Below are 26,720 nucleotides of genomic sequence, written 5' to 3'. Positions count from 1 at the left end.
CCGGGAGCACCGCCGGCACCGGCGCCACCGCCGCCGCCACCTGGACAGCCCGCCGGTGGCAATGGCCCGGCGCCGGCTCCGAGCCCGGTATCGACCTGACAGCGCGGTAGTTCATCGCACGCTTGGCCGGCGACACCAAGGAGGTCCGGATGGACGTGATGGCAGCTACCGAAATCCTCGCCCGTTCAACAACACTGACCAGCGTCGGCGTCATTGGTTACATCATCATCGGCGGCCTGGCCGGCTGGATCGGCAGCAAAATCGTCAAAGGCGGCGGTTCCGGCATCTTGATGGACATCGTGATCGGCGTCGTCGGCGCGTTAATCGGCGGCTTCCTGCTGAGCTTCGCCTTCCAAACTGAAACCTGGGGCTGGGTCCTCACGTTCTTTACCGCCCTGCTCGGCTCGGTGATCCTGCTCTGGCTGCTGGGGCTGGTCCGCAAGTCCTGATTGTGCTAAATCGTTGCAGCCGTGCCGATTAGCGGCATGCTGTAGTGATGACCCAAGCAACGATGAACGCCTGGCGGGTGCGTCGGCCCGGTCCGATGAACACCGATCCGCTGGAAAAGGTCAGCGCGCAGGTGCCCCGCCCCGAGCCGGACGAGCTGCTAGTCGCTGTGCGCGCCTGCGGGGTGTGCCGCACGGACCTGCATGTCACCGAGGGCGACCTTCCGGTGCATCGGCGAAACGTGACGCCCGGACACGAAGTGGTAGGGGAGGTCATAGAAGTGGGCTCGGCGGTTGGCGCCGGGGCCGGCGACCAGTTCGGTGTCGGTGACCGGGTCGGGATTGCCTGGCTGCGACACACCTGCGGGGTCTGCAAGTACTGTCAGCGAGGCGACGAGAACCTGTGCCCGAATTCCCGCTACACGGGTTGGGACGCCGACGGCGGCTATGCCGAATTCGCCACGGTTCCTGCGGCTTTCGCCCACCATCTGCCGAGCGGCTACAGCGACAGCGAACTTGCGCCGCTGCTGTGCGCCGGCATCATCGGCTACCGGTCGCTGCTGCGCGCCGCGCTCCCGCCCGGCGGGAGGCTCGGCCTGTACGGCTTCGGTGGCAGCGCCCATATCACCGCGCAGGTCGCGTTGGCCCAGGGCGCCGAAGTGCACGTGATGACCCGCGGGGCCGAGGCCCAAGCGCTGGCGCTCGAGTTGGGCGCCGCGTCGGCCCAAGGCGCCGCCGACCAGCCACCGGTGGGGCTGGATGCCGCGATCCTGTTCGCCCCGGTGGGTGATCTGGTGCTGCCCGCGCTGGAGGCGCTCGACCGCGGCGGAACCTTGGCGATCGCGGGAATCCACCTGAGCGATATTCCGGTACTCAACTACCAGCGCCACCTGTTTCAAGAGCGCCAGGTGCGCTCGGTAACGTCGAACACCCGTGCCGATGCACGAGCATTCCTCGACTTCGCCGCCAACCATCACATCAAGGTGACCACACCGGAATACCCACTGGCTCAAGCTGATCGAGCGCTCTCTGATCTAAGCGGCGGGCGTATCGCCGGTGCCGCCGTGCTGCTGGTTTAGCACCGATCAGCTGGACAGGTGCCACGCCAGGGCGGCAGCCAGCGCACCCAACCCATTGACCGACCAATGCAGCGCGATCGGCGCGATCAGGCTGCCGCTGCGCCTGCGCAGCCAGCTGAAGACGAACCCGGCCGCCGCTGTCGCGATCACCGCCAACGTCACGCCGGCCAGCATCCCCACGGCACCGCCGCCGAGCAGCCGAGTGAAGCCGACGTTGCTGCTTGTCAACCCCAACGATGTCGCGATGTGCCAAAGGCCGAACAGCAGCGAACCTGCCACCACGACACCACGAAACCCCCATGCCCGGTTCAACGCACCGTGCAGCACACCGCGGAAAACCAGCTCCTCGGGAATCACGGTTTGCAACGGAATGATGAGCATCGAGGCAATCAGTGCGCCCGAGAGCGTCGCGTACCGGTTGTTCATGAACATCGGCCGGGTCTGCGGCAGCAGCACCCCGACCGCGATCACCGTCACCACCAGCGCCGTCGCAGCCAGCGCGTAGGCGGCACCGGATTTCCAGTCGTCACGACCCAGGCCCAGCTCTGCCCAGCCCAGGCCGTTGAACCGCAACAACGCGACCAGGCCGACCGCCGCGACCGGGACTGTCGCGACGCCCGCTGCCGGCGTGGTGAAGTGTGCGATCAGGTTCGCCAGCACCAGCACGACCACGACCAGCGCGACGTCGACGTAGATGCGGAACTGGTGTAGCGCCGAGAGCTGCGACAACAGCGGGTGCGGCTCCGCGGCGCTCTCGTGACCAGTCACCTCACCAGGTTACTTGCTCGCCCGCCAGGACCACCCGCTGATCTGGGGGTCGTCCTCGCCGTGCTCGCGGGTGTAGCGCCGCGCGGACAACCGGGCATCGACCATCCGCTGTCGAAGCACGGCGGCTTGGTTGGCCAGCCCGTCCACCCGGTCGATGACGTCCATGACCAGGTGGAAGCGGTCCAGGTCGTTGAGCATGACCATGTCGAACGGCGTCGTCGTGGTCCCGCGTTCCTTGAACCCACGCACATGCATGTGGTGGTGGTTGGCGCGCCGATACGTCAGCCGGTGGATCAGCCACGGATAACCGTGATACGCAAAGATAACCGGCTTGTCGACAGTGAACAGGGCGTCAAACTCGTTGTCCGGCAAGCCATGCGGATGCTCGGAGTCCGGCAGCAGGCGCATCAGGTCGACGACGTTGACCACCCGCACCGCCAGGTTGGGCAGTTCGCGCCGCAAGATGTCGGCGGCGGCCAACGTCTCCTGTGTCGGGATGTCGCCGGCGCAGGCCAACACCACCTCGGGTTCGGCCGTTGCGGTGCTGGCCCACTGCCAGATGCCCAGGCCGCGGGTGCAGTGGTCGATAGCCGAGTCCATGTCGAGATAGGCCAGTGCCGGCTGCTTTCCGGCGACGATGACGTTGACGTAGTCGCGGCTGCGCAGGCAGTGGTCGGCCACCGATAGCAGGGTGTTGCCGTCCGGCGGCAGATACACCCGTGTGATCTCGGCACGCTTGTTGGCGACGAGGTCGATGAACCCGGGGTCCTGATGCGAGGCGCCGTTGTGGTCTTGACGCCAAACGTGGCTACTCAGAAGATAATTCAGCGATGCGATCGGCTGGCGCCAGGGCAGTTCGCGGCTGGTGGCCAACCACTTCGCATGCTGGTTGAGCATGGAGTCGACGATGTGCACGAATGCCTCGTAGCAGTTGAACAGGCCATGCCGTCCAGTCAGCAGATACCCCTCCAGCCAGCCTTGGCAGAGGTGCTCGGAAAGCACCTCCATCACCCGGCCGGTCGGTGAGAGGTGGTCATCGTCGGGCGTCGTTTCCGACAGCCACACCTTGCCGGTCGACTCGAAGACCGCGTCCAGACGGTTCGACGCGGTCTCGTCGGGGCCCATCAGCCGGAACCGGTCGCCGTTGCGCGCGATCACGTCCCGCAGGAAGGTGCCCAGCACCCGGGTGGCCTCGTGGGTCTTCGTTGCCGGCTGCGAAACCTCGACCTCGTAGTCGCGGAAGTCGGGCAAGTCCAGGTCATGTAGCAGCAGGCCGCCGTTGGCGTGTGGGTTGGCGCTCATCCGACGATCGCCGCGGGGCGCCAGTGCCCGCAGCTCGCCGCGCAGCGTGCCGGCCTCGTCGAATAGCTCCTCGGGCTGATAACTGCGCAGCCACTCCTGCAGCTGTGCGCGGTGGGTGGGGTTATCCCGGGTTTCGGCGAGGGGGACCTGATGTGCTCGCCAGGTGCCCTCGACCTGCTTGCCGTCCACCACTTGCGGTCCGGTCCAGCCCTTGGGGGTGCGCAACACGATCATCGGCCACACCGGCCGTTCGGTTTTGCCATCGCTGCGGGCATCCCGCTGAATTGTGGCGATGCCGTCGAAAGCGTCGTCGAGCGCCGCGGCGAGTTGCTGGTGCACGTCGGCGGGGTCGTCTCCGGCGACGGTGATGGGCCGGTAGCCGTAGCCGCGCAGCAACGACTCCAGCTCCTCGGGCGGGATGCGAGACAGCACAGTCGGGTTGGCGATCTTGTAGCCGTTGAGATGAAGAATGGGCAGCACCGCGCCGTCGCTGACCGGGTTGAGGAACTTGTTGGAATGCCAGCTGGCGGCCAGCGGCCCGGTTTCGGCCTCGCCGTCGCCGACGACGCAAGCGACCACCAGGTCGGGATTGTCGAACGCCGCGCCGTAGGCATGCACCAGCGCGTATCCGAGCTCGCCGCCCTCGTGGATGGAGCCCGGGGTCTGAGCCGCTACGTGGCTGGGGATGCCACCGGGAAAGGAGAACTGCCGAAACAGCTTTCGCAGTCCATCGGTGTCTTGTTCGATACCGGTGTAGACCTCGCTGTAGGTGCCTTCCAGGTAGGCATTGGCGACCAGCCCTGGGCCGCCGTGACCGGGTCCGGTGATGAAGATGACGTTGGCGTCGCGGTCGCGGATGACGCGGTTCAGGTGTGTATAGACCAGATTGAGCCCAGGGGTGGTGCCCCAATGGCCCAGCAGCCGCGGTTTGACGTGCTCGGGGGCCAGCGGCTCGTGCAGCAGGGGGTTGTCCAACAGATAGATCTGGCCGACCGACAGGTAGTTGGCCGCGCGCCAATAGGCGTGAATGCCGGCAAGTTCGTCATCGGAAAGCTTCGCGGACGTGACGGTTTGTGAGCTCATCCGCTCGATTGTCCGCAAGCCCGGTGAATAGCGCACCAAGCCGAGGTAGGGCAGGGCTACCGGGCGAATTGCTCGACAAGGACCACTTGCAGTTCTCCGACGAGGAAGCCGAGTACGGCGCCGACCGTGATCATCAGCATCTCGTCGTCTTTGAAGACCGGTCGGAGGATGGCTTCGTACTGATCAGGGGTCAGCTTATTCATCTTGTCGACGATGAGGTTCTCGATGTCGAGTGTCTTGGCTGTGTAGTCCTTGGCTTCCTGCATCGTCTCCGGCAGACGCTCGAGGAGCATCTGCACGATAGCGTCTTTCGCCTGGCGGTAGCGCTTGGTGCCGATCGCAAGCGTGATCAGTGGTTGCGCAACGCCGGCTTGCGCGTCGAGTGCGCCTGAGACCTCTTTTTCGATGGCTGCGAAGAGCCGTTCGGAGGTGGGGCCATGCAGAATCGCGTCGAGAAGCACGTCGGCGGAAAACAGGTCGTTTGCCAAGATGCGGGCGTAGTCGCGGGTCACGTTTTCCCGCTGCGCGTGCAGCACGCCGTGGATCGGAATGAAGCCAAACAGCCTCTTCGGCTCGCGGGGGATGAAGATCAGGTTGAGCGCCAGCCAGTCGCTGGCGAAACCGGTGACGAAGCCGAAACCCGGCATGATCCAAGGGTTGTGCAGCAGACCCCACGCAACCATCTGCACCAGACCGATCGCGAAGCCGAAGTAGATGCCGCTGCGGCGAATGAACTTCATCGCCGCCCCGCCCATACCTTTCATCAACGCGTTGAGCTGGGTCTTGTTTTTTACCAGGGTGGTCACCGCGAGGTATTGCAGGTCAACGAACCGCGGCAAATCGGTCTTCATTTCGGTAAGGAGGTTGTCGACGACTCCGGGGGCGGTGGCGTGCACACGCGCTAGCACAGCGTTGCGACCGGCGGCCGGGATCGAGTCCCACAGCCCGGGGCGCACCTGCTCGGCTAGGTCGCGAGCCATTTCGTCGACGGTTCGGGTCAGCGGCTCGCGGAGCTCCTCGACAGCCTGCTTGGCATCGATCTTGTCCAGGATCTCCGCGGGTTGCAGCAGCTTGTCGGTAAGCATCTGGATGGTCAGGGCCGCGGTTTTGCCGGCGCGGCGCGGAACCACGCCCTGCCAACCGATCGGCCCGATACCGACAAACTCGATCGGCCGGTAAAGCATCTGCAGCGCAACGAGTTTCGTTGTGTATCCGACGAACGCGGCTATCAGTGGCATCGATAGGTAGATGAACCAGTTCAGCTTGACGTCGGCGGTGATGCCGCCCCAGCTGTGCGCCCAAGCGACTACCGAGAGCGTCACTCGGGTTCCCGCGGCCCGCCCGCCGCGGCCCACAGTTCCAGACCAAGCCCAGACAACCGCAGCGTGTATTTCTCGATGCGCGCCGGGATCGGGCCGCGGCTGGCGGTCTTGATGGCTTGAAGCACGGCGGTGTCGGCGGCAAGGATCTCGTACTCGTCCTTCATGGATGAGTCCTCGGGGCCGGACTCGACCAGCCCGAGCGACAGTAGATGACTGACGTACATCGGGGTCAATTGCGGGAGCGCAAGGTTAGCGGTTTTTCCGATCAGGGACATGTTTTCCAGCACCACCTCAATCCCCAGTCCCGCGCGTGTACGGGCGTACACGTTCAGCAGCGGGGACGCGGCGCCGTCGGACAGCGCGCTGATGATGCGCGCCTCGTCGGGCACGATCTGGTCGAGGATTTTGTGGAACAGCTCTTGGCGGCTCGACGCGGTGTTCTGCCCGACCGCGCGATCGAGCAAGCCGTGCATCTTGACGTCAAGTCTCTCGGCGTTGTCGTCGGAGCGCTCCTGGATCTCGCCGTCGGCCTGGGGCAGCGCCGGCGCCTCCGCGGTCGATACATGCATCCCCGACCGGATGAGTCCGAAGACCTGGCGCTCGCCCCAACTTGCGGCTTTGATGTAGGCGCGCACCGTCTGCTCCGCGAGATCGACCAGGCCGGCGGGATCGAACAGGGACGCCATGGGCTGAACCGTAGCGAACCGCCCCCGTCCTTATTGGCGGATTGAGCGGCGCATCGGCCGCCAAACCCGCGCACTACGCTGGCGTCGTGCCCAACACGGTCAGGCTCGATGGCGGCGACCCGCTGCACTCGGCTACGCCGAGTTTGCGATCGCCGCGCTTGCTGGCGTCGCTGCGGGTGCTCGACTTGTCCGGCGACGACGGAGACGCGGTCACACGACTGCTGGCGGACTTGGGCGCCGACGTGTTGAAGGTGGAACCGCCGGGCGGCAGCCCGTCGCGGGCCCGGCCGCCGACGCTGCGCGGCGCCAGCTTGCGCTTCGCCCTGCACAACGCCAACAAGCGCAGCACGATACTAGATCCGTCCGACCCGGACGACCGAACCCGATTGGTCGAACTTGCAGGCAGCGCCGACATCGTCGTCGACAGCGGCAATCCCGGTCAGGCCGCCGCGTACGGAACCTCGTGCGCCGACTTGGCCGACCGCTATCAGCAGCTGGTGGCATTGTCGATCACCGACTTCGGCGAGTGCGGACCGCGATCATCTTGGCGGGCAACCGATCCGGTGCTCTACGCCCTCTCGGGTGCCCTGGCACGCTCGGGACCCGCCAGCGGCCCGCCCGTGCTACCGCCGGACGGTATCGCGTCGGCCACCGCCGCGGTGCAGGCCGCCTGGGCTGCCCTGGCCGCGTACTACAACAGATTGCGTTGTGGCACAGGGGATTACATCGACTTCGCCCGTTTCGACGCTGTTGTGATGGCGCTCGACCCGGCGTTCGGCGCACACGGGCAGGCCGCCGCGGGTATTCGCCGACCCGATCGGTGGCGCGGACGTCCGAGAAACCAGGACGCCTACCCGATCTACCCCTGTAAGGACGGCTTCGTACGGATCTGCGTGATGTCGCCGCGACAGTGGCACGGGTTGCGCCGCTGGTTGGGGGAGCCCGAGGAATTCCAAGATCCCCGCTACGACGTGATCGCCGCGCGCTTCGCCGCTTGGCCACAGATCGGCGGGCTGGTCCAGCAGTTGTTCGCCGACCAAACCATGCAGGCGTTGGTATCCGCCGGGCAGGCGCACGGTGTGCCGATTGCCGCCGTGCTGTCCCCGGCACAAATCTTGTCGTCCGATCACTTCCAGGCAGTGGGTGCGATTGCCGACGCCGAACTCGTCCCAGGCATGCGCGTGGGCGTCCCGGCCGGTTATTTCGCCGTCGACGGCCAGCACCGCGGCTTCCGCGACCCCGCGCCGACCGCCGGGCAGCACGAAGCCTGTTGGCTTGCGGACCCGATAGCCGGTCCGGCGCCGCGAAAGCTGAACCGCCCGTTTGAGTGGCTGCGCATCATCGACCTCGGCATCATCGTCGCCGGCGGCGAACTGAGCCGTCTCTACGGCGATTTGGGCGCCGAGGTGATCAAAGTCGAAAGCACGGCCTATCCCGACGGATTGCGCCAAACACGGGTTGGCGACTTGATGAGCGAGTCGTTCGCCTGGACGCATCGCAACAATCTCGCGTTCGGCGTGGATCTGCGCAGCGCCGAGGGCAAACAGATCTTCAGCCGCCTCGTCACCCACGCCGACGCGGTGTTCGCCAATTTCAAGCCGGGAACCCTTGCCGCTCTTGGCTTTCCGTACGAGGTGATGCATGCCCTGAATCCGCGGGTGGTGCTCGCGGAAAGCAGTGCGTTCGGCGATACCGGGCCCTGGAGCGACCGGATGGGATACGGACCGCTGGTACGGGCCACTGCGGGCGTCAGCAAGCTCTGGACGGACCAGGACGGTCACCCCGCCGCCGGCTCCCGCCACCGGTTCTACGACGCGACCACGGTCTTTCCCGATCATGTGGTCGGCCGGATCACTGCGATCGGCGCGCTGGCCGCGCTGATCCACCGTGACCGAACCGGCGAGGGAGCCAGAGTCCATGTCTCCCAAACCGAGGCCGTCGTCAACCAACTCGACGCCCGGTATGTCATCGACGCAGTCCGGGCGGCCGACCAAGGCGATTTGTGCGACGACACTAGCGTGCACGATGTGTACCCGTGCGCAGGCGATGACGAATGGTGCGTGATCTCGATCCGCACCGATGCCGATTGGGCTTCGGCGACAGCGGTTTTCGCGATGCCCGAGCTGGCCGGTGATGACCGGTTCGCGACCGGCGAGGCCAGAGTTGCCCACCGGCAGGAGTTGCTGGCGCAGGTGTCGGCGTGGACCCGCGACCGGTCACCGTCCGACGTCGCGCAAGCCCTGCAATCAGCAGGCGTGCCGGCCGGCCAGATGAATCGTCCGCCCGATATCCTCGACGACCCGCAGCTGCGGATACGAAAGCTGTTCAGCGACATGGAGCATCCCCTGTTCGATCATCCGCTGCCGACCGAAACCGGACCGGCGCCGTTTCGGCACATCCCGCCGGCGCCACAACGCCCGGCGCCGCTGCCCGGTCAAGACACCCGCGAGATCTGCCGCAAAATCCTCGGAATGAGCAATGAAGAGACCGAACGGCTGATCGACGACGGCGTGCTGTTCGCCTCCGACAGCGCCTAGCATTCCCCCCGGCACACATCGCGGAAGGTCTTCGTCAATGCCCGTCAACCCCAGGACACCGGTGCTGGTCGGATATGGCCAGCTCAATCACCGTGAGGAACCGGACGCTCAGGAAAACACGGCCGAACCGGTAGACCTCATGGCCGAGGCCGCGCGCGATGCCGCCGACCCTCGGGTACTGAAGGCCGTCGACTGCATCTGCGTGGTGAACCTGCTCTCGGCACGCTATCGCGACGCCGGGCTGCTGCTCGGCCAACGCATCGGCGCTGCCGGTCCGGTGACCCGCTACAGCGGCATCGGCGGCAACGTGCCGCAGTCGCTGGTCAACCGGGCCTGCCTCGACATCCAACACGGACGTGCGGACGTGGTGCTGGTGGCCGGCGCCGAAATGTGGCGCACCAGAATGCAGCTGCGCGCCAAGGGCAAACGACTGACCTGGACCGATCAGGACGAGTCGGTTCCACTGGCCCAGGGCAGCGACGAAAACGTGCCGATGGCCGGACCGGCCGAGGACCGCATCGGGCTCGACCGCCCCGCCTACATCTACCCGATGTTCGAGCAGGCGCTTCGAATCAGCAACGGCGAGTCGATCGAGGATCACCGCAGGCGCGTCGGCGAGCTATGGGCCCGGTTCAACGCCGTGGCGGTGCACAATCCACATGCCTGGATTCGCAAACCGGTTACCGCAGAAGAGATTTGGCGAGACGGTCCCGCGAACCGGATGATCAGCTGGCCGTACACCAAGTTGATGAACTCCAACAACATGGTCGACCAGGCCGCTGCGCTGATCCTGACATCGGTCGAGGCCGCGAGCCGCCTGAACATCCCAACCGAACGCTGGGTCTACCCGTACGCCGGCACCGACGCCCACGACACCTACGCCATCAGCGAGCGGGCCGAACTGCACCGATCGCCCGCCATCCGGATCGGCGGTGCCCGCGCGCTGGAATTGGCCGGTATGGGCATCGAGGACGTCGACTACGTCGACCTGTACTCGTGTTTTCCGTCCGCTGTCCAGGTCGCGGCGGCCGAACTCGGACTGCCGGTAGACGATCCGGATCGCCCGCTGACAGTGACCGGCGGGCTGACCTTCGCCGGTGGTCCATGGAGTAACTATGTTTCGCACTCGATCGCGACGATGGCCGAGCTGCTGGCGGCCAACCCGGGGCGGCGCGGCTTGATCACCGCCAACGGCGGCTACCTCACCAAGCACAGCTTCGGCGTGTACGGCACCGAACCACCGCCAACCGAATTCCGTTGGGAAGACGTGCAATCCAAAGTCGATCAAGAACCCACCCGGGATGCCGCGGTGGAATGGGAAGGCGTCGGCACCGTCGAAGCCTGGACGACACCGTTTGACCGAGACGGGCGGCCGGAAAAGGCGTTTCTCGCAGTCCGCACCCCCAACGATCGTCGCACCCTGGCTTTGCTGCCCGATCCGGCGTCAGCGGCGGCGACAGTGCATGACGAGATCGCGGGCGCCAAAGTCACGATCCATGCAGACGGCAGCGCAATCTTGAAGTAACCGTTCAGTTAGCTGAAAGTAGCCTGTGAAGCGATTCGCGCGCTTATTGTCAATTCGTGCGGATCCTGCTCACCGGGGTCACTGGAATGGTCGGACGCGCTGTCGCCCGGCAGTTACTCGCCACCGGATCCACGGTCAGCGGTATCGCAGCACAGCCGCATGAAAACTTGGATCCGAGCGTCGACTTTGTTTGCGGGCCGCTCGGCGGACCGATGCTGGAGCAGCTGGCCGAGGACGCCGACGTGGTCCTTCATCTCGCCCCAATCGAGGCCGCTGCGCCTGGCAGCGCCGGAATAAGCGGACTGGTCCAGGTAGCCCGGGCAGGCGCCCGGCTGATCTATCTGTCGCAGTCGGCCGGGCAGCCCTGGCTTTACCAACAGGCCGAGTCACTGGTGTCGACCAGCTGGGCGCCGAGCCTGATTGTCCGGGTCGCGCCGCTGATGGGCCGCCAACTCGACTGGATGATCTGCCGCACGGTGGGCAGCCTGGTGCATAGCAAGGATTCGGCAACACCGTTGCGGCTACTACATTTCGACGACTTGCTCCGATTCCTGGTATTGGCCGTGACGACCAACCGAACCGGACAAGTCGACCTCGCGACTGTGGATACCACCGAGATTGCCACCGCGCGCCGGCTGCTGCGATCCGTCGAGCTGCGCCCACGGCTGTCCCGCCTGCCAACCTGGCCCCAGCTGATCCCGGAACTGGACGTCGAGGTGGCGCGGGACGACTGGAATTTCGAATTCGGCTGGCGCGCAAGCGAAGCGGTCACCGACACCTCGCGTGGATTGGCGGCCCGTGGGCTTGATGCCAGGGGTGCCGTCGACCTGCCCGGTCGCCTACCGATACCGCTGGAGGTTGCGCCGCGCACCGAACCATCCGACGGCACCCAGTTACGGTCCGCGACGCCCGACGGGCTGGAGGGCGAGTTCGACGACCGGATCGATCCCCGGTTCCCGGTATTCAGCGCGACCACCCTGGCCGAGGCGCTGCCCGGGCCGTTGACCCCGATGACGCTCGACGTCCAGCTCTCCGGTTTGCGCGCCGCCAACCAGCTGATCAGCCGGGTCATGGCCGTGGGCGACGTGGTTGCCGGCGAATGGGGGAGCCGGGCCATCGCGGTTTTTGGTCACCGCCCATACGTTGGCGTCTCCGCAAGCGTGATCGCCGCCCCCCAGTTACCCGGCTGGGATTCGGGTGAGGTCGTGCAACAGTCGCTGGGCAACGCGCCCGTCGATCAGCTGCTGCCGTTGGGGCCTCCGCCGCTGGCTCGCGGGCTGCTCGGATACGGGACGAAGGCCAGAAAAGCCCTCGTTGTCAAACGGGCGATGGTGTTGTTGCGGCATCTACGGGCGGACACCGAGGCCTACGTCTCCGCCGCGACCGACGAACACCTCGCTGCCACGCAACTGACGTCGCTGCCGGACGCGGACCTTCAGGTGCGAACTCGCTTATTACGGGACAGGATTCACCAAGGCTGGGGTCTTTGCGGCCTGTGGCTGATCGACACCGGCATCACCGCAGCGACGGTGGAGCGCATCGGCCTGCACGCAGGCGTCTCGGGGGTGGCGCTGCTGGTGCAAAGCGATGCCGTGGAAGGCAAGACGTCCTCGCTGGCTGCGCTGATCCGAAACGATCCGCAATTGTGCAGGCTGGCACTGGACGCAGACCTGGACGGGATCGCCGCGCTGTCCCGCAGTACCGCCACCGCTTTCACCGCTGCGATCGCCCGGATCGGGCATCGTGGTCTGGGTGAAATCGAACTGGCCAATTTGATGTTCGTTGACGATCCGGCGATGCTGCTGGTCGCTGCCGGGCGGGCCGCGACCGCGGTGCCGCGGCCGATGCCCTCCGATGCGTCGGCGACGAAGCTTAGCGAACGGATGGCAGCCAGCGCTCGCGCCTCTCGGGAACTGGCCTACGACACTACGATGCGGTTCACCCATGAACTGCGAATGACGTTGCGGGAGCTGGGATCCCGCTTGGTGGCGGCAGACGTCATTGATGTTGCCGGCGAGGTCTTCTATCTAACCTGCGCAGAAGCGGTCACGGTACCTGCCGATGCCCGGCTGCGGATCAAGCGCCGCCGCGCCGAGCGAGAACGGTTGCAGAGCATGCGATTACCCGACGTCATCGGGATCAGCTGACTCGCCCAGAAGGTCGCGCAGGAACATGGCGTTGCGTACCGCGTGGCCGTAGAGGTCGTTGTTGAAGTACAGCCAGACGTCTCTGCCTTCCCCGTCCCATTCGCCGATCCGCCCCGCCCAGTTGCGCAGCTCGTCGTCCGAATAGGAGCCCGTGTACATGGTGGCCGGATCAGGGCCGTGCATGCGCACATACACGAAGTCGGTGGTGGCGCGTGCGATGCATGGCAGACCGGCACCGCTCATCACCACGTAAGCGGCGCGACGGCTCTCCAACACCGCATACACCGCCGGGTCGTTCCAGGACGGATGGCGCAATTCCACCGCCACCCGGATGGATTCGGGCACACTAGCGAGAAAGCCATCGAGGCGAGCGTCGTCACGCTGTTGTTCAGGATGCAGCTGGACCAGCAGTACGCCATGGCGATCGCCGAGCAATTGCCAACAGCGTTCGAACCTTTCGACCCACGGCTCGGGTGAGGCCAGCTGACGGTAGTGCGTCAACCCGCGATGCGCCTTAACCGTCATCGTGAAGCCGGTCGGGAGTTGCTCACGCCATCCGGCGAACGTGGAATCCTTGGGCCAGCGATAGAAACTCGCGTTGAGCTCGACGGTGTCGAACTCCTCGACGTAGCGGCTCAAGCGGCGCGCGGATGCCAGGCCCCGGGGATAGAGCACATTGGTCCAGTGGTCATAGGACCACCCGGAGGTGCCGATCCGCACGGTCACCGCCCGTCAACCAGCCACCTGTTGGCCATGACGCACGCGTACCCGCCGCGTCACGGCACGAACCGCGCCCTCTCACTTCGGCGGCAAGCCGCGCGCGTAATCCACGCCGCGGCTGACCCAAGACTGCAGTTGCTTTTTGGTCTTCACTCCGTCGGAGTCGACCCGCAACCAGCCCCGGGCTTCGCGGCCCGCCATCACCATCGGGTTGACGTGGGCTCGTCTTAGCAGCTCGTCGGTGTCGTCCGGGGGCACCCGCACCAGCAGCCCGCCCTGACCACTGGCGGCCACCGACATATTGCCGTTGACCAGGAACGCCAGCCCGCCGAACATCCGCTTCTCTTCGACGCCACCCGTCGGGGCAACCAGCTCGCGAATCCGGTCGGCGAGTTCCGTGTCGTAGGCCATGCGATGACGGTAGCGCCAGGCACCGACACGCGCGGCCCCGTCAGTCCAAGTCAGTCCAAATCCACCCGGATGGTCAGCAAGTCACTGCCAGCCAGTCGAACGAAAGCGCTGTTGATCCCGGGCAGGCCGCGCAGCCGCTCTTTGGCGTCGTCGTCGGGCAACAGGTGCGCAGTTCCGCTGCGCCACTTGCCGCGGATGCGCACTCGTACAACGGGATTGGCTTTGATGTTGTGCACATAATGCGAGTGCTCGCCGTGTTCCGAGACCATCCAGAACTGGTTGCCGATCACTCGTCCGCCGATCGCGGTGCGCCGAGGCTGGCCCGACTTGCGACCGACGGTCTCCAACATCGTCAGCGGTAATCGCCTGCCCAGCGGATTAGCCACCAGCCGTTGGGCGGTGTGGACGATGCGCCGTTTGAGCGGCTGCGAATCTGTCATGACCGCAGGCTAACCGACGTCACGCCGCGGCGGTCACCGCTTGCGACGCCGGTTCCAGCGCCTGGGCGACGATCCCGGCCACGTCGGTCATCGGCTTGACGTCCAACGCCTCGAGCACCTCGGCGGGCACATCGTCGAGATCAGGCTCGTTGCGCTGCGGGATGAACACCGTCGTCAACCCGGCCCGCTGGGCGGCCAGCAGCTTCTGCTTCACGCCGCCGATCGGTAGCACCCGACCGTTCAAGGTCACCTCGCCGGTCATCCCGACGTCAGCGCGAACTTGCCGCCCGGTGGCCATCGACACCAAGGCCGTCACCATCGTGACACCCGCGGACGGACCGTCCTTGGGGACGGCGCCGGCCGGCACGTGCACGTGGATCCGCTTGTCCAGGGAGGACGGGTCGACGCCCAATTCCGCGGCGTGCGAACGGACATAAGACAGCGCGATCTGCGCGGATTCCTTCATCACGTCACCGAGTTGACCGGTCAGCTGCAGACCGGGTTCACCGTCGTTGGCGCCGGCTTCGATGTAGAGCACATCGCCGCCCAGCCCGGTGACGGCTAAGCCGGTAGCCACGCCCGGGACCGCCGTGCGTTCGGCCGACTCGGGGGTGAACCGCGGGCGGCCTAGGTAACCCACCAGATCCGGCTCGTCGATCGTCACCGGTTCGGCGGCGTCGGCCATCTTCGTGGTGACCTTGCGCAGCGCCTTGGCCAGCAACCGTTCGAACTGGCGCATGCCCGGTTCGCGGGTGTAGTCGGCGGCGATCTTGCGCAGCGCCGCGTCGGTGACGGCGACCTCGTCGTCGGTCAGCCCGGCCCGGTCGCGTTGCCGCGGCAACAAGAAGCCGCGCGCGATGGCCACCTTGTCATCTTCGGTGTAGCCGTCGATCTGCACCAGCTCCATCCGGTCCAGCAGCGCCGAGGGAATGTTCTCGATGACGTTGGCCGTCGCCAGGAACATCACATCGGACAGGTCCAGATCCAAATCCAAATAGTGGTCTCTGAACGTGTGGTTCTGCGCTGGGTCAAGCACCTCTAGCAGCGCCGCGCTGGGGTCGCCGCGGTAGTCCGAGCCGACCTTGTCGATCTCGTCGAGCAACACGACGGGGTTCATCGAGCCGGCTTCGCCGATCGCCCGCACGATGCGGCCGGGCAGAGCGCCGACGTAAGTGCGCCGGTGCCCACGGATTTCGGCCTCGTCGCGCACGCCGCCCAGAGCGACGCGAACGAATTTGCGGCCCAGCGCGCGGGCGACGCTTTCACCCAGCGACGTCTTGCCGACCCCAGGCGGGCCGGCCAGCACCATCACCGCGCCAGAGCCGCGTCCGCCGACGACCTGCAATCCGCGCTGGCTCCGACGAGCCCGCACGGCCAGGTACTCGACGATGCGGTCCTTGACGTCCTCCAGCCCATGGTGATCGGCGTCCAGAATTTCTCGCGCCGCGGCCAGATCCGTCGAATCTTCGGTCGTGGTGTTCCACGGCAGGTCGAGCACGGTGTCTAGCCACGTGCGAATCCAGCCGCCTTCCGGGCTCTGCTCGCTGGAGCGCTCCAGCTTGCCGACCTCACGCAGCGCCGCTTCGCGGACCTTCTCGGGCAGGTCTGCTGCCTCGATGCGGGAGCGGTAATCGTCCGAACCGTCCGGCTCACCTTCGCCGAGTTCCTTGCGAATCGCGGCCAGCTGCTGGCGCAGCAGGAATTCCTTTTGCTGCTTTTCCATGCCCTCGCGGACGTCTTCGGCGATCTTGTCGTTAACTTCGACCTCCGCAAGGTGGTCGCCGGTCCAGTCGATCAGGACCCGCAGTCGCTCGGCGACATCCTCGGTCTCCAGCAGCTGGCGTTTCTGCACGCCGGTCACATACGACGCGTAACCGGCCATGTCGGCCAGCGCCGAGGGATCGGTCAACCGGTTGACGACGTCAACCAGCTCCCACGCCTCGCGCCGCTGCAACATCGCCAGCAACAGCTTCTTGTAGTCGGCGGCCAGCGCACGAGTTTCTTCGCTGGGTTCCGGCTCGGTGACCTCGGTCACCTCGACCCACAGAGCCGCGCCTGGCCCGCTTGCCCCGACGCCGATCTGCGCCCGGCGCTCACCGCGCACAACCGCGGCGGTGCCACCACCGGCGATACGCCCGACCTGCAAAATCGTCGCCAGCACGCCGTGAGACGGGTAGCGGTCGTCGAGCCGCGGGGCGATCAGCAGCTTGCCCGATTCGCTGGCGCGAGCAGCGTCGACGGCCGCTCGAGCAGCGTCGTCCAGGGCGATCGGAACGACCATTCCGGGCAACACGATCGGGTCACTGACGAATAACACCGGCACTGATTTGGCTTCAGCCATCAATCCTCCAAAGTTAAGCCTGATGCGCTCAACCTGTATCGGATCCAGTTTGTTCCCGACATGCTTCGGCTAACCGGAGGAGGCGCGCTGGCGGGCCCGGAAGGCTTGGACTTTTGCCTTGTTGCCGCAGGTGCCCATCCCGCACCAATGCCGGTTCTTGGCTCGCGACGCGTCCAGGTAGAGGCGGGTGCAGTCCGGATGAGCACATTGCTTGACGTTGTCGATGTCGGTTCCGCCGAGCAGGTCGAGCAGATCCGCGGCCAGGCTGGCCAGCAGTCGCGACGCGGTGCCTTCGCGGCGGGTAGCGCCGGTTCGCAGCAGTCGCGGCGTCAGTTGAGGCTGCGACGCCTGCTCGTTGAGCAGCTGGACGTCCGCTGGCGGGGGACGGCGATTCTTGAGCCGGGCGATGACGGTCCGGTAGATCGCTTCGCGCAACTCGGTGGCGGCCGCCAGGTCATCGGCGGTCACAGCGACGTCCACATCCAACAGCCCGCCCTGAACTGCCCAGTCCGACAATAGTTCTGGCTTGTTCAACAGCTCCTCGCGCGAGCTGTCCCGGTGCTTCATGGTGCCGACGAAGTTGAGGCAATGTCGGCCACCCACATAGACGAACGTCACAAGTAACCACCTTGACAGGTTTCATGATCAAGCGCAAGGTGTAACCATGTAGACCGGTTACAACATAGAGACCCCGTGAACGCATAGAGCGTCCTCGCCGTCTAACTGAGTAACCAGCCGATCTATTTGGCAGTGAAAGGCGAAAGGACTCAACAGAAATGGACCTCTACCGCATCACCCATCCGCTGAGATTGGCCAGAGGCTCACACCAGCCGGGCTCTGGCAGAGGATGCGCGATGAACGTGATCTCCTATATCAACGGTGACGCGCAGGTCACCGACTTTCCCACCTGCTCTGCTCGTCCGCTGAGCCTGCTCGTCCAGTCAAGCAACGATTTGCTGGCGGGGCCGGACGGCTACCTGTCACCCGAGGGCAGCGTCGTTGCCCTGGACCTTGCCTGGCAGACCGTGGGAACCGCCGATGTTCCCGACGCCGTCGTACATGGGTGGGTCGCCGAATTGCTGACGAACCCAAGCTGGGGAGTGCTTCAGTACGCCAAAATCACCGCGCACAAGGCGATCCTTGACATTGCTGAGCTGCACCGAGCCGCCGCGTCGGGTCACATGCCGGCCGTGGCGGACTGGCACGCTGCTGGCCGCGCCGCCCACGCGGTGGCTACAACGCTGCGCGGCCGCGGAATGCGTGCTGTCCAAGCCGCATACGAGTCGACCCGATTCGTGGACAGCGACTTGCCGACGACGCTGGACAAAGTCGTCGTGCACGCCCAGAACGCGCACGCCCTAGCGTCCGGGGACACCACTACGGCAAGCCGGATAACCGAACTCACCGGCAACGCAATCTCTTCGTGGCGTCATTTGGCCGGACTGGACGAAACCAAGGCCCGCGCCACCACTACAGCGCTACCCGACGGCAGCAAGGTCGAACAGGACCAAGTGCCGACATTCGTCTAGCGCATGTGTCCGCCGCCACCGACGTGCATACCGCCGAAGTCGTGGGGCATGCCGCCATCCATCGGCGGCGGCGCAATCGGCGCGTCTGGCGGTGGCGCAATCGGCCCGTTGTCCGGCGGTGGCGCTATCGGCCCGTTGTCCGGCGGTGGCGCTATCGGCCCGTTGTCCGGCGGTGGCGCTATCGGCCCATTGTCTGGCGGTGGCGCTATCGGCCCATTGTCCGGCGGTGGCGCTATCGGCCCATTGTCTGGCGGTGGCGCTATCGGCCCATTGTCAGCCGACGTTGCCGGTGGCGGAGGGCCCGCGGGCTGCGTTGGCGGAGCGTAGGGGCCTCCCGCGCATACCGGGTTCGGGTTGCTGATGCACGCGGGATCCGCCGGGCCGGTGGGAATGCCGGAGTTTGGCGGAGGCGCAGGCGTAGGCGGAGCGTACGGACCCCCCGCGCACGCCCCGTTAGTAGGCTGGCTGAGGCACGCGGGATCCGCCGGACCCGTCGGGGCGGCCGGAGGTGGCGGAGAGTCTGGGAACTGGCAGTGAGGTAACCACGGCATCGTCACGCATGCGGGATCGGTGGGGTCGTCAAGAGGTGCCAGCGCATTCGCCGGAACGGTCGCACTCATCGCGGCTATTCCGATAAATAGGGCCGCTGCTGTCGTTGTCGTGGCACGGACTGCTAAAACCATCGCAGAACCCATCCATCGCTCCTAATGTGCGGGCCCCCGCAAGCCACAATGGACTTTGCTGTTATTGACAGATCACCGTATATGGTTGCATGCCGGCCACCCCGACGTGGATGAAATGGGTGAAACGCAATTGACACCGGGCACCGCAATTGCGGGCGGGCGCAATGCCATAAAGAGTCAAGCCGGCGGCGCCACCGGAATAAGCCGTCGTAGCTGCGTCACATGCTTGGACGAGAGCTCCTCTAGGCAGGTGACACCGAGCAGTCCCATGGTGCGGGTCAGCTGTCCGGACAGAATCTCGATGGCGCGACGAACGCCTGCTTCGCCGCCGGCCATCAACCCATACAGGTAGGCCCGGCCGACAAGCGTGCAGCGTGCACCGAGGGCGATGGCGGCGACGATGTCGGCGCCGGACATGATCCCGGTATCGAGCAGGATCTCGGTGTCCTTGCCGAGTTCACGCGCCACGGCAGGCAACAGATGAAATGGCACGGGGGCCCGATCAAGTTGGCGGCCACCATGATTGGACAACACGATGCCATCGACGCCGCGATCGACCACGGCGCGGGCGTCGTCGAGGGTCTGGATGCCCTTGACGACGAGCTTGCCCGGCCACTGCGCCTTGATCCACGCCAAGTCGTCGAAAGTGAGGCTTGGGTCGAACATGGTGTCGAGGTACTCGCCCACGGTGCCCGACCACCGATCCAGCGACGCGAAGGCCAGCGGCTCGGTGGTCAACAGGTCGAACCACCAGCGCGGGCGCGGTACGGCGTTGAGCACGGTGCGCAGCGTCAACGCCGGCGGGATCGACATCCCGTTGCGCGCGTCGCGCAGTCGCGCACCGGCAACCGGCACGTCAACGGTGGCCAGCAGGGTGTCGAACCCGGCGTCGACGGCCCGTCGCACCAATGCCATCGAACGGTCCCGATCGCGCCACATATACAACTGAAACCACCTGCGGCCCTGGGGAGCAGCAGCCGCCACCTCTTCTACCGACGCGGTGCCAAGGGTCGACAGCGAGAACGGGATCCCAGCCGCCGCGGCCACCCGGGCACCAGCGATCTCGCCCTCGGTGTGCATCAGCCGGGTAAAGCCGGTCGGCGCGATGGCGAATGGCATCGCCACTGGCTGGCCCAGTACCTCCCAGCCCATCGCAACCTTGCTGACGTCGCGCAGGATCGCTGGGTGAAACTCGATGTCGCGGAAGGCTTGTCGCGCACGCCCCAGCGAGATCTCATCTTCGGCCGCGCCGTCGGTGTAATCGAAAGCCGCCCGCGGTGTTCGCCGCTTGGCGATGCGCCGCAGATCCTGGATGGTCTGCGCCTCGTCGAGCCGGCGTTGGGTGTGGTCGAAGCGGGGCTTGCGGAACCGAATCAGCGGCGCCAGGTCACCCACTTTCGGTACCCGCCGTTTGACCACTGTGCCACGGTAGGTCACATGGAATCGGCAAGCGACCCCTTTGATCTCCAGCGTTTCGTTGACGCGCAGGCACGGGTTTACCCGGACGTCCTCGATGAGTTGCGGGCCGGCCGCAAGCGCAGCCATTGGATCTGGTTCATTTTCCCGCAGATCGCGGGTCTGGGCAGCAGTCCGACGGCCGCCAAATATGCGATCTCCTCGCTCGACGAAGCCCGGGCGTATCTACGGCACGACTTGCTCGGACCGCGGTTGCACGAATGCGCACGGCTGGTCAACGCCGTGCAAGATCGGTCGATCGGTGAGATCTTCGGGTCTCCTGACGACTTGAAAGTGCGCTCATCGATGACATTGTTCGCCCGCGCGACCCAAGACAATCAGGACTTTGTCGAGCTGCTCGAGCAGTACTACGACGGCGAGGAAGATCGGCTCACGGTAGAGCAGCTGAGCTAGACCGGCCGCAGGATTCGCCAGCCATGCGGCTCGATCGACACCCGGTCGACGACTTCCTGGGGCGGCGCTCCACTTCCGGCGATGACGTGCGCCTGGCCCACGCCTAGCTCGCCCAGCACGACCTGCAGTGCGGTGTCGTCGATGTTGAGCGCCACCACGAGCACGTCGTCGCCGTGTCGTGACTGGTACACGTAATGGCGGTTATCAAGTCGCAACGCCGACGTCGACGCGGCATGTAGCCAAGAGTGCCGTCGGCGCAGCCCGACCAGGTATTGGTGCAGCCCCCATATCTGGGCACCGCGTGCATCTAGTTGTAGTGGGGGAGAGGCGAATTCCGGACGCACCGCGTCGTCCCCGCCGAATCGCTCCTCCTTGATCCCGTGGTAACCGAGCTCGTCGCCGGCGTAGATGCTGGGAATGCCGCCCACCGTCATCAGGAGCACCAGGGCGTGGGCGAGGTGCTCAGGACGCTGCAGTTGGCTGGCGATGCGGGTGACGTCGTGATTGCCGATGAACGTCAGCGGCGGAAAGCTTTGCACAAAACTGTTGTGGCGCTGCATTGCCCATTCCAGCTCGTAGAAGTTTCCGTCGTTGAGGCTGCTCCAGATTGCTTTCCACAATTCGTATTGAGTGACGGAGTCGAACCCGGCTTGCTGGACCACTGCGGCGTAGTCACCGTGGATGAGCTCTCCGACGAACCAGGCATCCGGCTGGAGCTCACGCACCCTCGGCAAAACCGTAGCCCAAAACTGTTGTGGTACAGCGTACGCAGCGTCCAACCGCCAACCGTCAGCACCTCGTCGCAACCAATGCGCCATGACGTCGGCGGTGTAGTCGGCGACCTCCGGGTTGTCGTGGTTCAGGGTCAGCAGCCCGTCATGTCCTTCGAAGGTGTGAAAGCGACCGGAGCGTCCACGAAACCAGCGCGCTACCGTATCGTCGTGCGCCGCTTCGCGATAGCGCGGGAAGTCGGCGCCGACGTGGTTGAACACACCGTCGAGCAGCAACCGCAAACCCCGTCGGTGCGCTTCGGCGACGAGGTAGTCGAAGTCGTCGTCGTCACCGAGCCGAGGATCGATCCGGTAGTGGTCGGTGGTGTCGTAGCCGTGGGTACGGGACGAGAAGATCGGCCCCAGTGCAACTCCCGACGCACCGAGCTGGATGGCATGGTCGAACCAATCGGCGATCCGTCGCAGCCGGTGTTCACCCGGATCCGGCGACCCTGTCGCCGGGAAAGCACCGACGAACCCGAGGGGGTAGACGTGCCACCAGATCACATGCCGGACCCACGGCGGTACCGTCACCGCCGGTACCTGGCTTCGTACAGGGATTTCACCTGCGCCTCGAGTTCGGGCGCCGGGCCATCGGCCACCGCTCTGGGCGCCACGGTGTTCACCGGCAGCATGGCCACCGGCGGTGTGGGCACCTGCCATTCGGCGAGCCACTGGGTTAGCTGCGCGCACGACGTGGCGTAGACGATCCGCCCGAGGCCAGCCCAGGCGTGCGCCGCCGCGCACATCGGACACTGCTCACAGGACGTATACACGGTGGCCCGAATGCGATGGACCGGAGCTAAATTCGCTACCGCCCATCGAACGATCCCCAGCTCCGCATGCAACGTCTGGTCGTCGTCCGTGACGCGATTGTGGTCCTCGTAGAGGGTCCGGCCCTTGGCGTCGACCAGGATCGCGCCGAAGGGGCCGTGCCCGTTGTCGAGCGCGGTTTGGGCAAGTTCGACGCAGCGACGCAGTCGTTGCAGATCGACCTGGCTCACGACCACAGGGCCGAAGTCTACGGCCTAGCCGGTCGCCGCCAGCGTTTGAGCCGTGACGATCGCCTGCGCGACGCCGGCCACGATGGCTGCCACTTTCAGCGCCTCGAGGATGGCTTCGCGGTCGACGCCGGCCTCGCGCAGGGTGTGTTCGTGGGCGGTCATGCAATGCGAACACCCGTTGATCGACGACACCGCAAACGACCACAGCTCAAAGTTCGCTTTGTCCACGCCGGGGTTGCCGATGATGTTCATCCGCAATCCGGGTTGCAGGTCGTCGTACTTGCCGTCCAGGAAACCGCGGCCGCGGTAGAACACGTTGTTCATGCCCATGATCGACGCGGCGCCCAACGCCGCCTGATAAGCCTCGGACGACAGATTGTCGGCTGCCTCGTCGCCAATCTCGGTCAGCACCTGGGCATTCCGCGTCGCCGCGGCACTGGCCAACAGCGTGCCCCACAGCTGCTCGGCGCTCAGCACGGTGCTGCGGCTGATCGAGCCGAGGTTGAGCTTGAGGTCTTTGGCGTATTCGGGCAGCGCATCCTTCAGGTTGTCGATACCCATTACGCCGACTTCCTCAACTCTTCGCCCGCGTCGATCGTGGGGTCGCCCTTGCGCCAGTTGCAGGCGCACAGCTCGTCGGACTGCAGCGCATCGAGCACTCGCAGTACCTCGTCGACGTTGCGGCCCACCGAGGCGGCGGTCACCGAGACGAACTGGATCTCGTTGTTGGGGTCGACGATGAACGTGACCCGATCCGCGACGCCCTCGGCGTTGAGCGCGCCGGTGGCCTCGACCAATTCGCGCTTGATGTCCGAAAGCATCGGGAACGGCAGCTTCTTGAGGTCCTCGTGCTGGGCACGCCACTGGAAGTGGACGAACTCGCTGTCCACCGAAACCCCGAGAACCTGCGTGTCGCGGTCCTCGAACTCGTCGTTGAGCTTGCCGAACGCCGCAATCTCGGTCGGGCACACGAAGGTGAAGTCCTTCGGCCAGAAGAACACCAACCGCCACTTGCCCTCGTGGTCGTCGCTGGAAACGGTGGTGAAGTAGTCGCCCGGCTGCCGAGCGTCCACCTTCGAGAGGTCGCCACCGATCAACGCAGTCAACCGGTAGGCGGGGAATTGGTCACCGATTGTCAGCAGTGCCATGTCACTCCTTTTCGAGAAGATTGGATCTAGTCAAGTTTTCAATATCCATACTGCCGTAATTCGACTTAGAACTAAAGGTGATATTTCCCACTACACTGATAGCCATGACCGATAAGAGTTATCAGCCGACGATCGCTGGTCTCCGGGCGTTCGTCGCCGTCGCGGAGAAGCAGCATTTCAGCAGCGCTGCAACAACTCTCGGGGTCAGCCAATCGACACTATCGCAGGCACTATCGGCGTTGGAGACCGGTCTGGGCGTACAGCTGGTTGAGCGGTCGACCCGGCGAGTTTTCCTGACCGCAGAAGGCCGCGGGCTGCTGTCGCACGCACAAGCAGTGATCGAGTCGGTGATCGCATTCGCCGCCGCGGCCGCGGGCGCCTCGGATCCGATGCAGGGCAGCATCCGGCTGGGGCTGATCCCGACCGTGGCGCCCTATGTCCTGCCGACCGTGCTGGCAGGGCTGGCCGAGCGGCTGCCGGCGCTGACCTTGCGGGTGATCGAAGACCAGACCGAGCGGCTGCTCACTGGACTGCGCGAGGGATCCCTGGACGCCGCGCTGATCGCCTTGCCCGCCGAGGCTAGCGGCATCACCGAAATCCCGATCTACGACGAGGATTTCGTGCTCGCGCTGCCGCCCGGGCATCCGCTGGCGGGCAAGCGGCGGGTGTCGCCGAACACGCTGGCAGAGTTGCCGTTGCTACTACTCGACGAGGGACACTGCCTGCGCGACCAGGCCCTCGACGTCTGCCGCAAGGCGGGGGTGCACCCCGAACTGGCCAACACCCGGGCAGCATCGCTGGCGACGGCGGTCCAATGTGTCTCCGGCGGGTTGGGGGTGACGTTGATCCCGCAGAGTGCGGTTCCCGTCGAGACCGCGCGCAGCCGGCTCGAATTGGCATACTTCGCCGCGCCCCGTCCCGGCCGACGTATCGGGTTGGTATTCCGCTCGTCCAGTGGTCGGGATGGGCCCTATCGGCAGCTGGCCGAGCTGATCGGCGAGCTGGTCGGCGGCGACCAGCAGGTACGCCAGACCCGCTAGTGGTACCCCGGCAACGACGTCGGAAATGAACGTGTTCTAGTTTTCTCATGCTGGACTTCACGCTGGAGAACATCAGCGCCGAGGACATGAATCGGCTGCGAGCGTTATACGAGCCGCTGACCCAGTCGGTCCGTGAGTTGATCGATGCGACTATCAGGACCCAAGCCGACGCCGCTGTCGTCGCGGCGGCCAAGTCCGAGATCGACTCGGCCACCGCACGTTTACGCCAACAGCAACTCGACGGGACATTCGGCGTGCGCTACCTGGCCACCGGCGAGCGGATGGCCTGGGGCAATGCGGTCATCGGGATTCGCAATCCGATCGCTCCTCCCGTGGTGATCCATCGCGACGACTCGGGCAAGGCCTGGTGCGATCTGCATCTGGGCGCCGCGTACGAGGGACCGCCTGGTCATGTGCACGGCGGCATCGCCGCCCTGGTTCTCGATCATCTGCTGGGGGAGGCCGCCAGCGACGGCGTGAATCCGCGTCTGACCGGAACGATCACCTTGCGCTACGTGCGAGCCACCCGGCTGGGGCGGCTGCACGCCGAAGCAATAACCACCCGGACCGACGGGATGAAGACTTTCGCTGCGGGTCACCTCGCCGACGAGGAGGGTGTCACCGTCGAAGCCGAAGGGGTTTTCATCCTGCCGCGATGGGCCCGAGGGGAGTAGCGATGGAAAAAGTGGTTGCGGTGCTGATGGCGGCGGACCGCGACGACGACTGGTGCCAACGGCAGCGAGGACCGGTCGCCGACGCCATCCTTGCGCTCGGTGTCGCGGGTTTGGCTGTCAACGTCCGCGACGCGGCGGTGCGTCATTCATTGATGACGCTGACGACGCTCGACCCGCCGGTGGCGGCCGTGGTGAGCATCTGGACCCAGCAGTGCTACGGCGATCAGATCGCGGCGGCGCTGCGGCTGCTCGAGGTGGAGTGCGACCAGCTCGCGGCCTATCTGGTGACAGAATCGGTTCCGCTGCAAGCACCGCTCGAATTAGGCAGCCGCACAACGGGTTTAGCTAATATCGCGTTGTTGCGCCGCCCTGCAGAGTTGGACCACGCGACTTGGCTGACCCGCTGGCAGCGCGACCACACGGCGGTGGCGATCGAAACGCAGTCGACCTTCGGCTACACCCAGAACACCGTGGTGCGGTCGCTCACGCCGGACGCGCCGGCGCTAGCCGGCATCGTCGAAGAACTGTTTCCGACCGAGGCAATCACCGACCTGAAGGCCTTTTTCGGCGCAGCCGACGATGCCGACCTGCAGCACCGGCTGGGCCGGATGGTCGCCAGCACATCGGCGTTCGGCGCCAACGAGAACATCGACACGGTGCCAACCAGCCGCTACGTGTTGAAAACACCGTTCACGACGTGAGGAGCCATCCGTGATATTGCGTAGCAATGACGACAGTCGGGTGCGCACCCTCACCCTGAACCGGCCCGAGGCGCTGAACGCCTTCAACGAGGCCCTCTACCAGGCCACCGCCGAAGCGCTGATGTCCGCAGCCGAGGACCCCGAAATCGCGGTTGTGCTGCTGACCGGAGCCGGGCGAGCGTTCAGCGCCGGCAACGACCTCAAAGAGATGCAAGCACGCATCACCGACCCGCAAATGGCCCGTCAGGGATCGCACTTCACCACGATGATCGACGCGCTGAGCTGGTTTCCCAAGCCGCTGATCTGCGCGGTGAACGGCGTCGGCGTCGGAATCGGTACGACCATTCTCGGTTACGCGGACCTGGCGTTCATGTCGTCGACGGCTCGGCTGAAATGCCCGTTCACCAGCCTTGGGGTGGCGCCGGAAGCGGCGTCGTCGTATCTGCTGCCGCAGTTGATGGGCCGGCAAAACGCCGCGTGGCTGTTGATGTCGTC

25 protein-coding genes are annotated in these 26,720 nt (G+C 65.6%); 11 read left to right on the top strand and 14 right to left on the bottom strand.

Features of this window, described 5'->3' with window-relative positions; translation table 11 throughout:
- Positions 1 to 149: 149 nt before the first annotated feature.
- Both WB785_RS05220 and WB785_RS05215 read left to right on the top strand, forming a co-directional pair.
- Positions 150 to 449, top strand: a complete 300-nt coding sequence (locus WB785_RS05220; protein ID WP_424077644.1) for a GlsB/YeaQ/YmgE family stress response membrane protein — start codon at positions 150 to 152, stop codon at positions 447 to 449.
- A gap of 47 nt (positions 450 to 496) precedes the next feature.
- Positions 497 to 1,525, top strand: coding sequence for a zinc-binding alcohol dehydrogenase family protein (locus WB785_RS05215; protein WP_424077643.1), 1,029 nt, complete (start codon positions 497 to 499; stop codon positions 1,523 to 1,525).
- Positions 1,526 to 1,531: 6 nt separating this feature from the next.
- Here WB785_RS05215 and WB785_RS05210 read toward each other — a convergent pair whose 3' ends face one another.
- The 4 genes from WB785_RS05210 to WB785_RS05195 are packed head-to-tail and all read right to left on the bottom strand — an operon-like array spanning position 1,532 to position 6,686.
- Positions 1,532 to 2,254 carry a lysostaphin resistance A-like protein gene (locus tag WB785_RS05210; protein WP_424077646.1) on the bottom strand — a complete coding sequence of 241 codons (723 nt, stop codon included), beginning with the start codon at positions 2,252 to 2,254 and terminating at the stop codon, positions 1,532 to 1,534.
- A gap of 48 nt (positions 2,255 to 2,302) precedes the next feature.
- Positions 2,303 to 4,678, bottom strand: a complete 2,376-nt coding sequence (locus tag WB785_RS05205) for a phosphoketolase family protein (RefSeq protein WP_424077642.1) — start codon at positions 4,676 to 4,678, stop codon at positions 2,303 to 2,305.
- 56 nt (positions 4,679 to 4,734) lie between these two features.
- Positions 4,735 to 6,000, bottom strand: coding sequence for a DUF445 domain-containing protein (locus WB785_RS05200; RefSeq protein WP_424077640.1), 1,266 nt, complete (start codon positions 5,998 to 6,000; stop codon positions 4,735 to 4,737).
- A complete protein-coding gene (locus tag WB785_RS05195; RefSeq protein ID WP_424077639.1) occupies positions 5,997 to 6,686 on the bottom strand; it encodes an Abi-alpha family protein in 690 nt (229 codons plus the stop codon). Before WB785_RS05195 ends, WB785_RS05200 begins: the two co-directional genes overlap by 4 nt.
- Positions 6,687 to 6,829: 143 nt before the next feature.
- Here WB785_RS05195 and WB785_RS05190 point away from each other — a divergent pair, with 143 nt between their 5' ends.
- Genes WB785_RS05190 through WB785_RS05180 form a run of 3 tightly spaced genes read left to right on the top strand, consistent with a single transcriptional unit; the run spans position 6,830 to position 12,895 of the window.
- Entirely contained in the window at positions 6,830 to 9,223 is a 2,394-nt protein-coding gene (locus WB785_RS05190) for a CoA transferase (protein WP_424077645.1), read from the top strand.
- Positions 9,224 to 9,260: 37 nt separating this feature from the next.
- A complete protein-coding gene (locus tag WB785_RS05185; protein WP_424077638.1) occupies positions 9,261 to 10,748 on the top strand; it encodes an acetyl-CoA acetyltransferase in 1,488 nt (495 codons plus the stop codon).
- Positions 10,749 to 10,804: 56 nt separating this feature from the next.
- Entirely contained in the window at positions 10,805 to 12,895 is a 2,091-nt protein-coding gene (locus tag WB785_RS05180; RefSeq protein ID WP_424077636.1) for an NAD-dependent epimerase/dehydratase family protein, read from the top strand.
- Here WB785_RS05180 and WB785_RS05175 read toward each other — a convergent pair.
- From WB785_RS05175 to WB785_RS05155, 5 genes are all read right to left on the bottom strand, one after another.
- The gene (locus WB785_RS05175; RefSeq protein ID WP_424077634.1) at positions 12,869 to 13,621 is read right to left on the bottom strand and encodes a DUF72 domain-containing protein; all 753 of its coding nucleotides are present in this window, start codon (positions 13,619 to 13,621) and stop codon (positions 12,869 to 12,871) included. The genes WB785_RS05180 and WB785_RS05175 overlap by 27 nt on opposite strands.
- A 72-nt stretch (positions 13,622 to 13,693) precedes the next feature.
- Entirely contained in the window at positions 13,694 to 14,026 is a 333-nt protein-coding gene (locus WB785_RS05170) for a TfoX/Sxy family protein (protein WP_424077633.1), read from the bottom strand.
- A gap of 50 nt (positions 14,027 to 14,076) precedes the next feature.
- Positions 14,077 to 14,466, bottom strand: a complete 390-nt coding sequence (locus WB785_RS05165; RefSeq protein ID WP_424077631.1) for a nitroreductase family deazaflavin-dependent oxidoreductase — start codon at positions 14,464 to 14,466, stop codon at positions 14,077 to 14,079.
- 19 nt (positions 14,467 to 14,485) lie between these two features.
- Positions 14,486 to 16,807: an endopeptidase La gene (gene lon, locus WB785_RS05160; protein ID WP_424077630.1), complete on the bottom strand. Its 2,322-nt coding sequence runs from the start codon at positions 16,805 to 16,807 to the stop codon at positions 14,486 to 14,488.
- Positions 16,808 to 16,876: 69 nt separating this feature from the next.
- Complete coding sequence (locus tag WB785_RS05155) at positions 16,877 to 17,425, bottom strand: CGNR zinc finger domain-containing protein (RefSeq protein WP_424077629.1); 549 nt, start codon at positions 17,423 to 17,425, stop codon at positions 16,877 to 16,879.
- A gap of 236 nt (positions 17,426 to 17,661) precedes the next feature.
- On the opposite strand from WB785_RS05155, the gene WB785_RS05150 reads away from it, so the two are divergent.
- Entirely contained in the window at positions 17,662 to 18,336 is a 675-nt protein-coding gene (locus WB785_RS05150) for a hypothetical protein (RefSeq protein ID WP_424077627.1), read from the top strand.
- A gap of 860 nt (positions 18,337 to 19,196) precedes the next feature.
- Here WB785_RS05150 and WB785_RS05145 read toward each other — a convergent pair.
- Positions 19,197 to 20,438 (bottom strand): alpha-hydroxy acid oxidase, encoded by a 1,242-nt coding sequence (locus WB785_RS05145; RefSeq protein ID WP_424077626.1) that lies wholly within the window; start codon positions 20,436 to 20,438, stop codon positions 19,197 to 19,199.
- A gap of 18 nt (positions 20,439 to 20,456) precedes the next feature.
- On the opposite strand from WB785_RS05145, the gene WB785_RS05140 reads away from it, so the two are divergent.
- Positions 20,457 to 20,888 (top strand): DUF1810 domain-containing protein, encoded by a 432-nt coding sequence (locus WB785_RS05140; protein WP_424077624.1) that lies wholly within the window; start codon positions 20,457 to 20,459, stop codon positions 20,886 to 20,888.
- On the opposite strand, the gene WB785_RS05135 is transcribed toward WB785_RS05140, so the two are convergent.
- The 4 genes from WB785_RS05135 to WB785_RS05120 are packed head-to-tail and all read right to left on the bottom strand — an operon-like array spanning position 20,885 to position 23,810.
- The gene (locus WB785_RS05135) at positions 20,885 to 22,192 is read right to left on the bottom strand and encodes an alpha-amylase family glycosyl hydrolase (protein ID WP_424077622.1); all 1,308 of its coding nucleotides are present in this window, start codon (positions 22,190 to 22,192) and stop codon (positions 20,885 to 20,887) included. The two genes, WB785_RS05140 and WB785_RS05135, sit on opposite strands and share 4 nt — an antisense overlap.
- A complete protein-coding gene (locus tag WB785_RS05130) occupies positions 22,189 to 22,668 on the bottom strand; it encodes a nucleoside deaminase (RefSeq protein ID WP_424077621.1) in 480 nt (159 codons plus the stop codon). Before WB785_RS05130 ends, WB785_RS05135 begins: the two co-directional genes overlap by 4 nt.
- 18 nt (positions 22,669 to 22,686) lie before the next feature.
- The gene (locus WB785_RS05125; protein WP_424077620.1) at positions 22,687 to 23,223 is read right to left on the bottom strand and encodes an alkyl hydroperoxide reductase; all 537 of its coding nucleotides are present in this window, start codon (positions 23,221 to 23,223) and stop codon (positions 22,687 to 22,689) included.
- On the bottom strand, positions 23,223 to 23,810 hold the full coding sequence (locus WB785_RS05120; RefSeq protein WP_424077618.1) for a peroxiredoxin: 588 nt from the start codon (positions 23,808 to 23,810) through the stop codon (positions 23,223 to 23,225). The genes WB785_RS05125 and WB785_RS05120 overlap by 1 nt, the downstream gene beginning before the upstream one ends.
- Positions 23,811 to 23,914: 104 nt before the next feature.
- On the opposite strand from WB785_RS05120, the gene WB785_RS05115 reads away from it, so the two are divergent.
- From WB785_RS05115 to WB785_RS05100, 4 genes are all read left to right on the top strand, one after another.
- Positions 23,915 to 24,850, top strand: a complete 936-nt coding sequence (locus WB785_RS05115) for a hydrogen peroxide-inducible genes activator (RefSeq protein ID WP_424077617.1) — start codon at positions 23,915 to 23,917, stop codon at positions 24,848 to 24,850.
- 47 nt (positions 24,851 to 24,897) lie between these two features.
- Positions 24,898 to 25,524 (top strand): PaaI family thioesterase, encoded by a 627-nt coding sequence (locus WB785_RS05110; RefSeq protein ID WP_424077616.1) that lies wholly within the window; start codon positions 24,898 to 24,900, stop codon positions 25,522 to 25,524.
- Positions 25,525 to 25,526: 2 nt separating this feature from the next.
- Positions 25,527 to 26,225: an EthD domain-containing protein gene (locus WB785_RS05105; protein WP_424077615.1), complete on the top strand. Its 699-nt coding sequence runs from the start codon at positions 25,527 to 25,529 to the stop codon at positions 26,223 to 26,225.
- Between the two features lie 10 nt (positions 26,226 to 26,235).
- The coding region (locus WB785_RS05100; RefSeq protein ID WP_424077614.1) for an enoyl-CoA hydratase/isomerase family protein at positions 26,236 to 26,720 on the top strand (485 nt) is incomplete at its 3' end.

It is taken from the genome of Mycobacterium sp. (assembly GCF_049585075.1).
Taxonomy (GTDB): domain Bacteria; phylum Actinomycetota; class Actinomycetes; order Mycobacteriales; family Mycobacteriaceae; genus Mycobacterium.
This window is presented reverse-complemented; position numbering and strand designations above follow the sequence as displayed.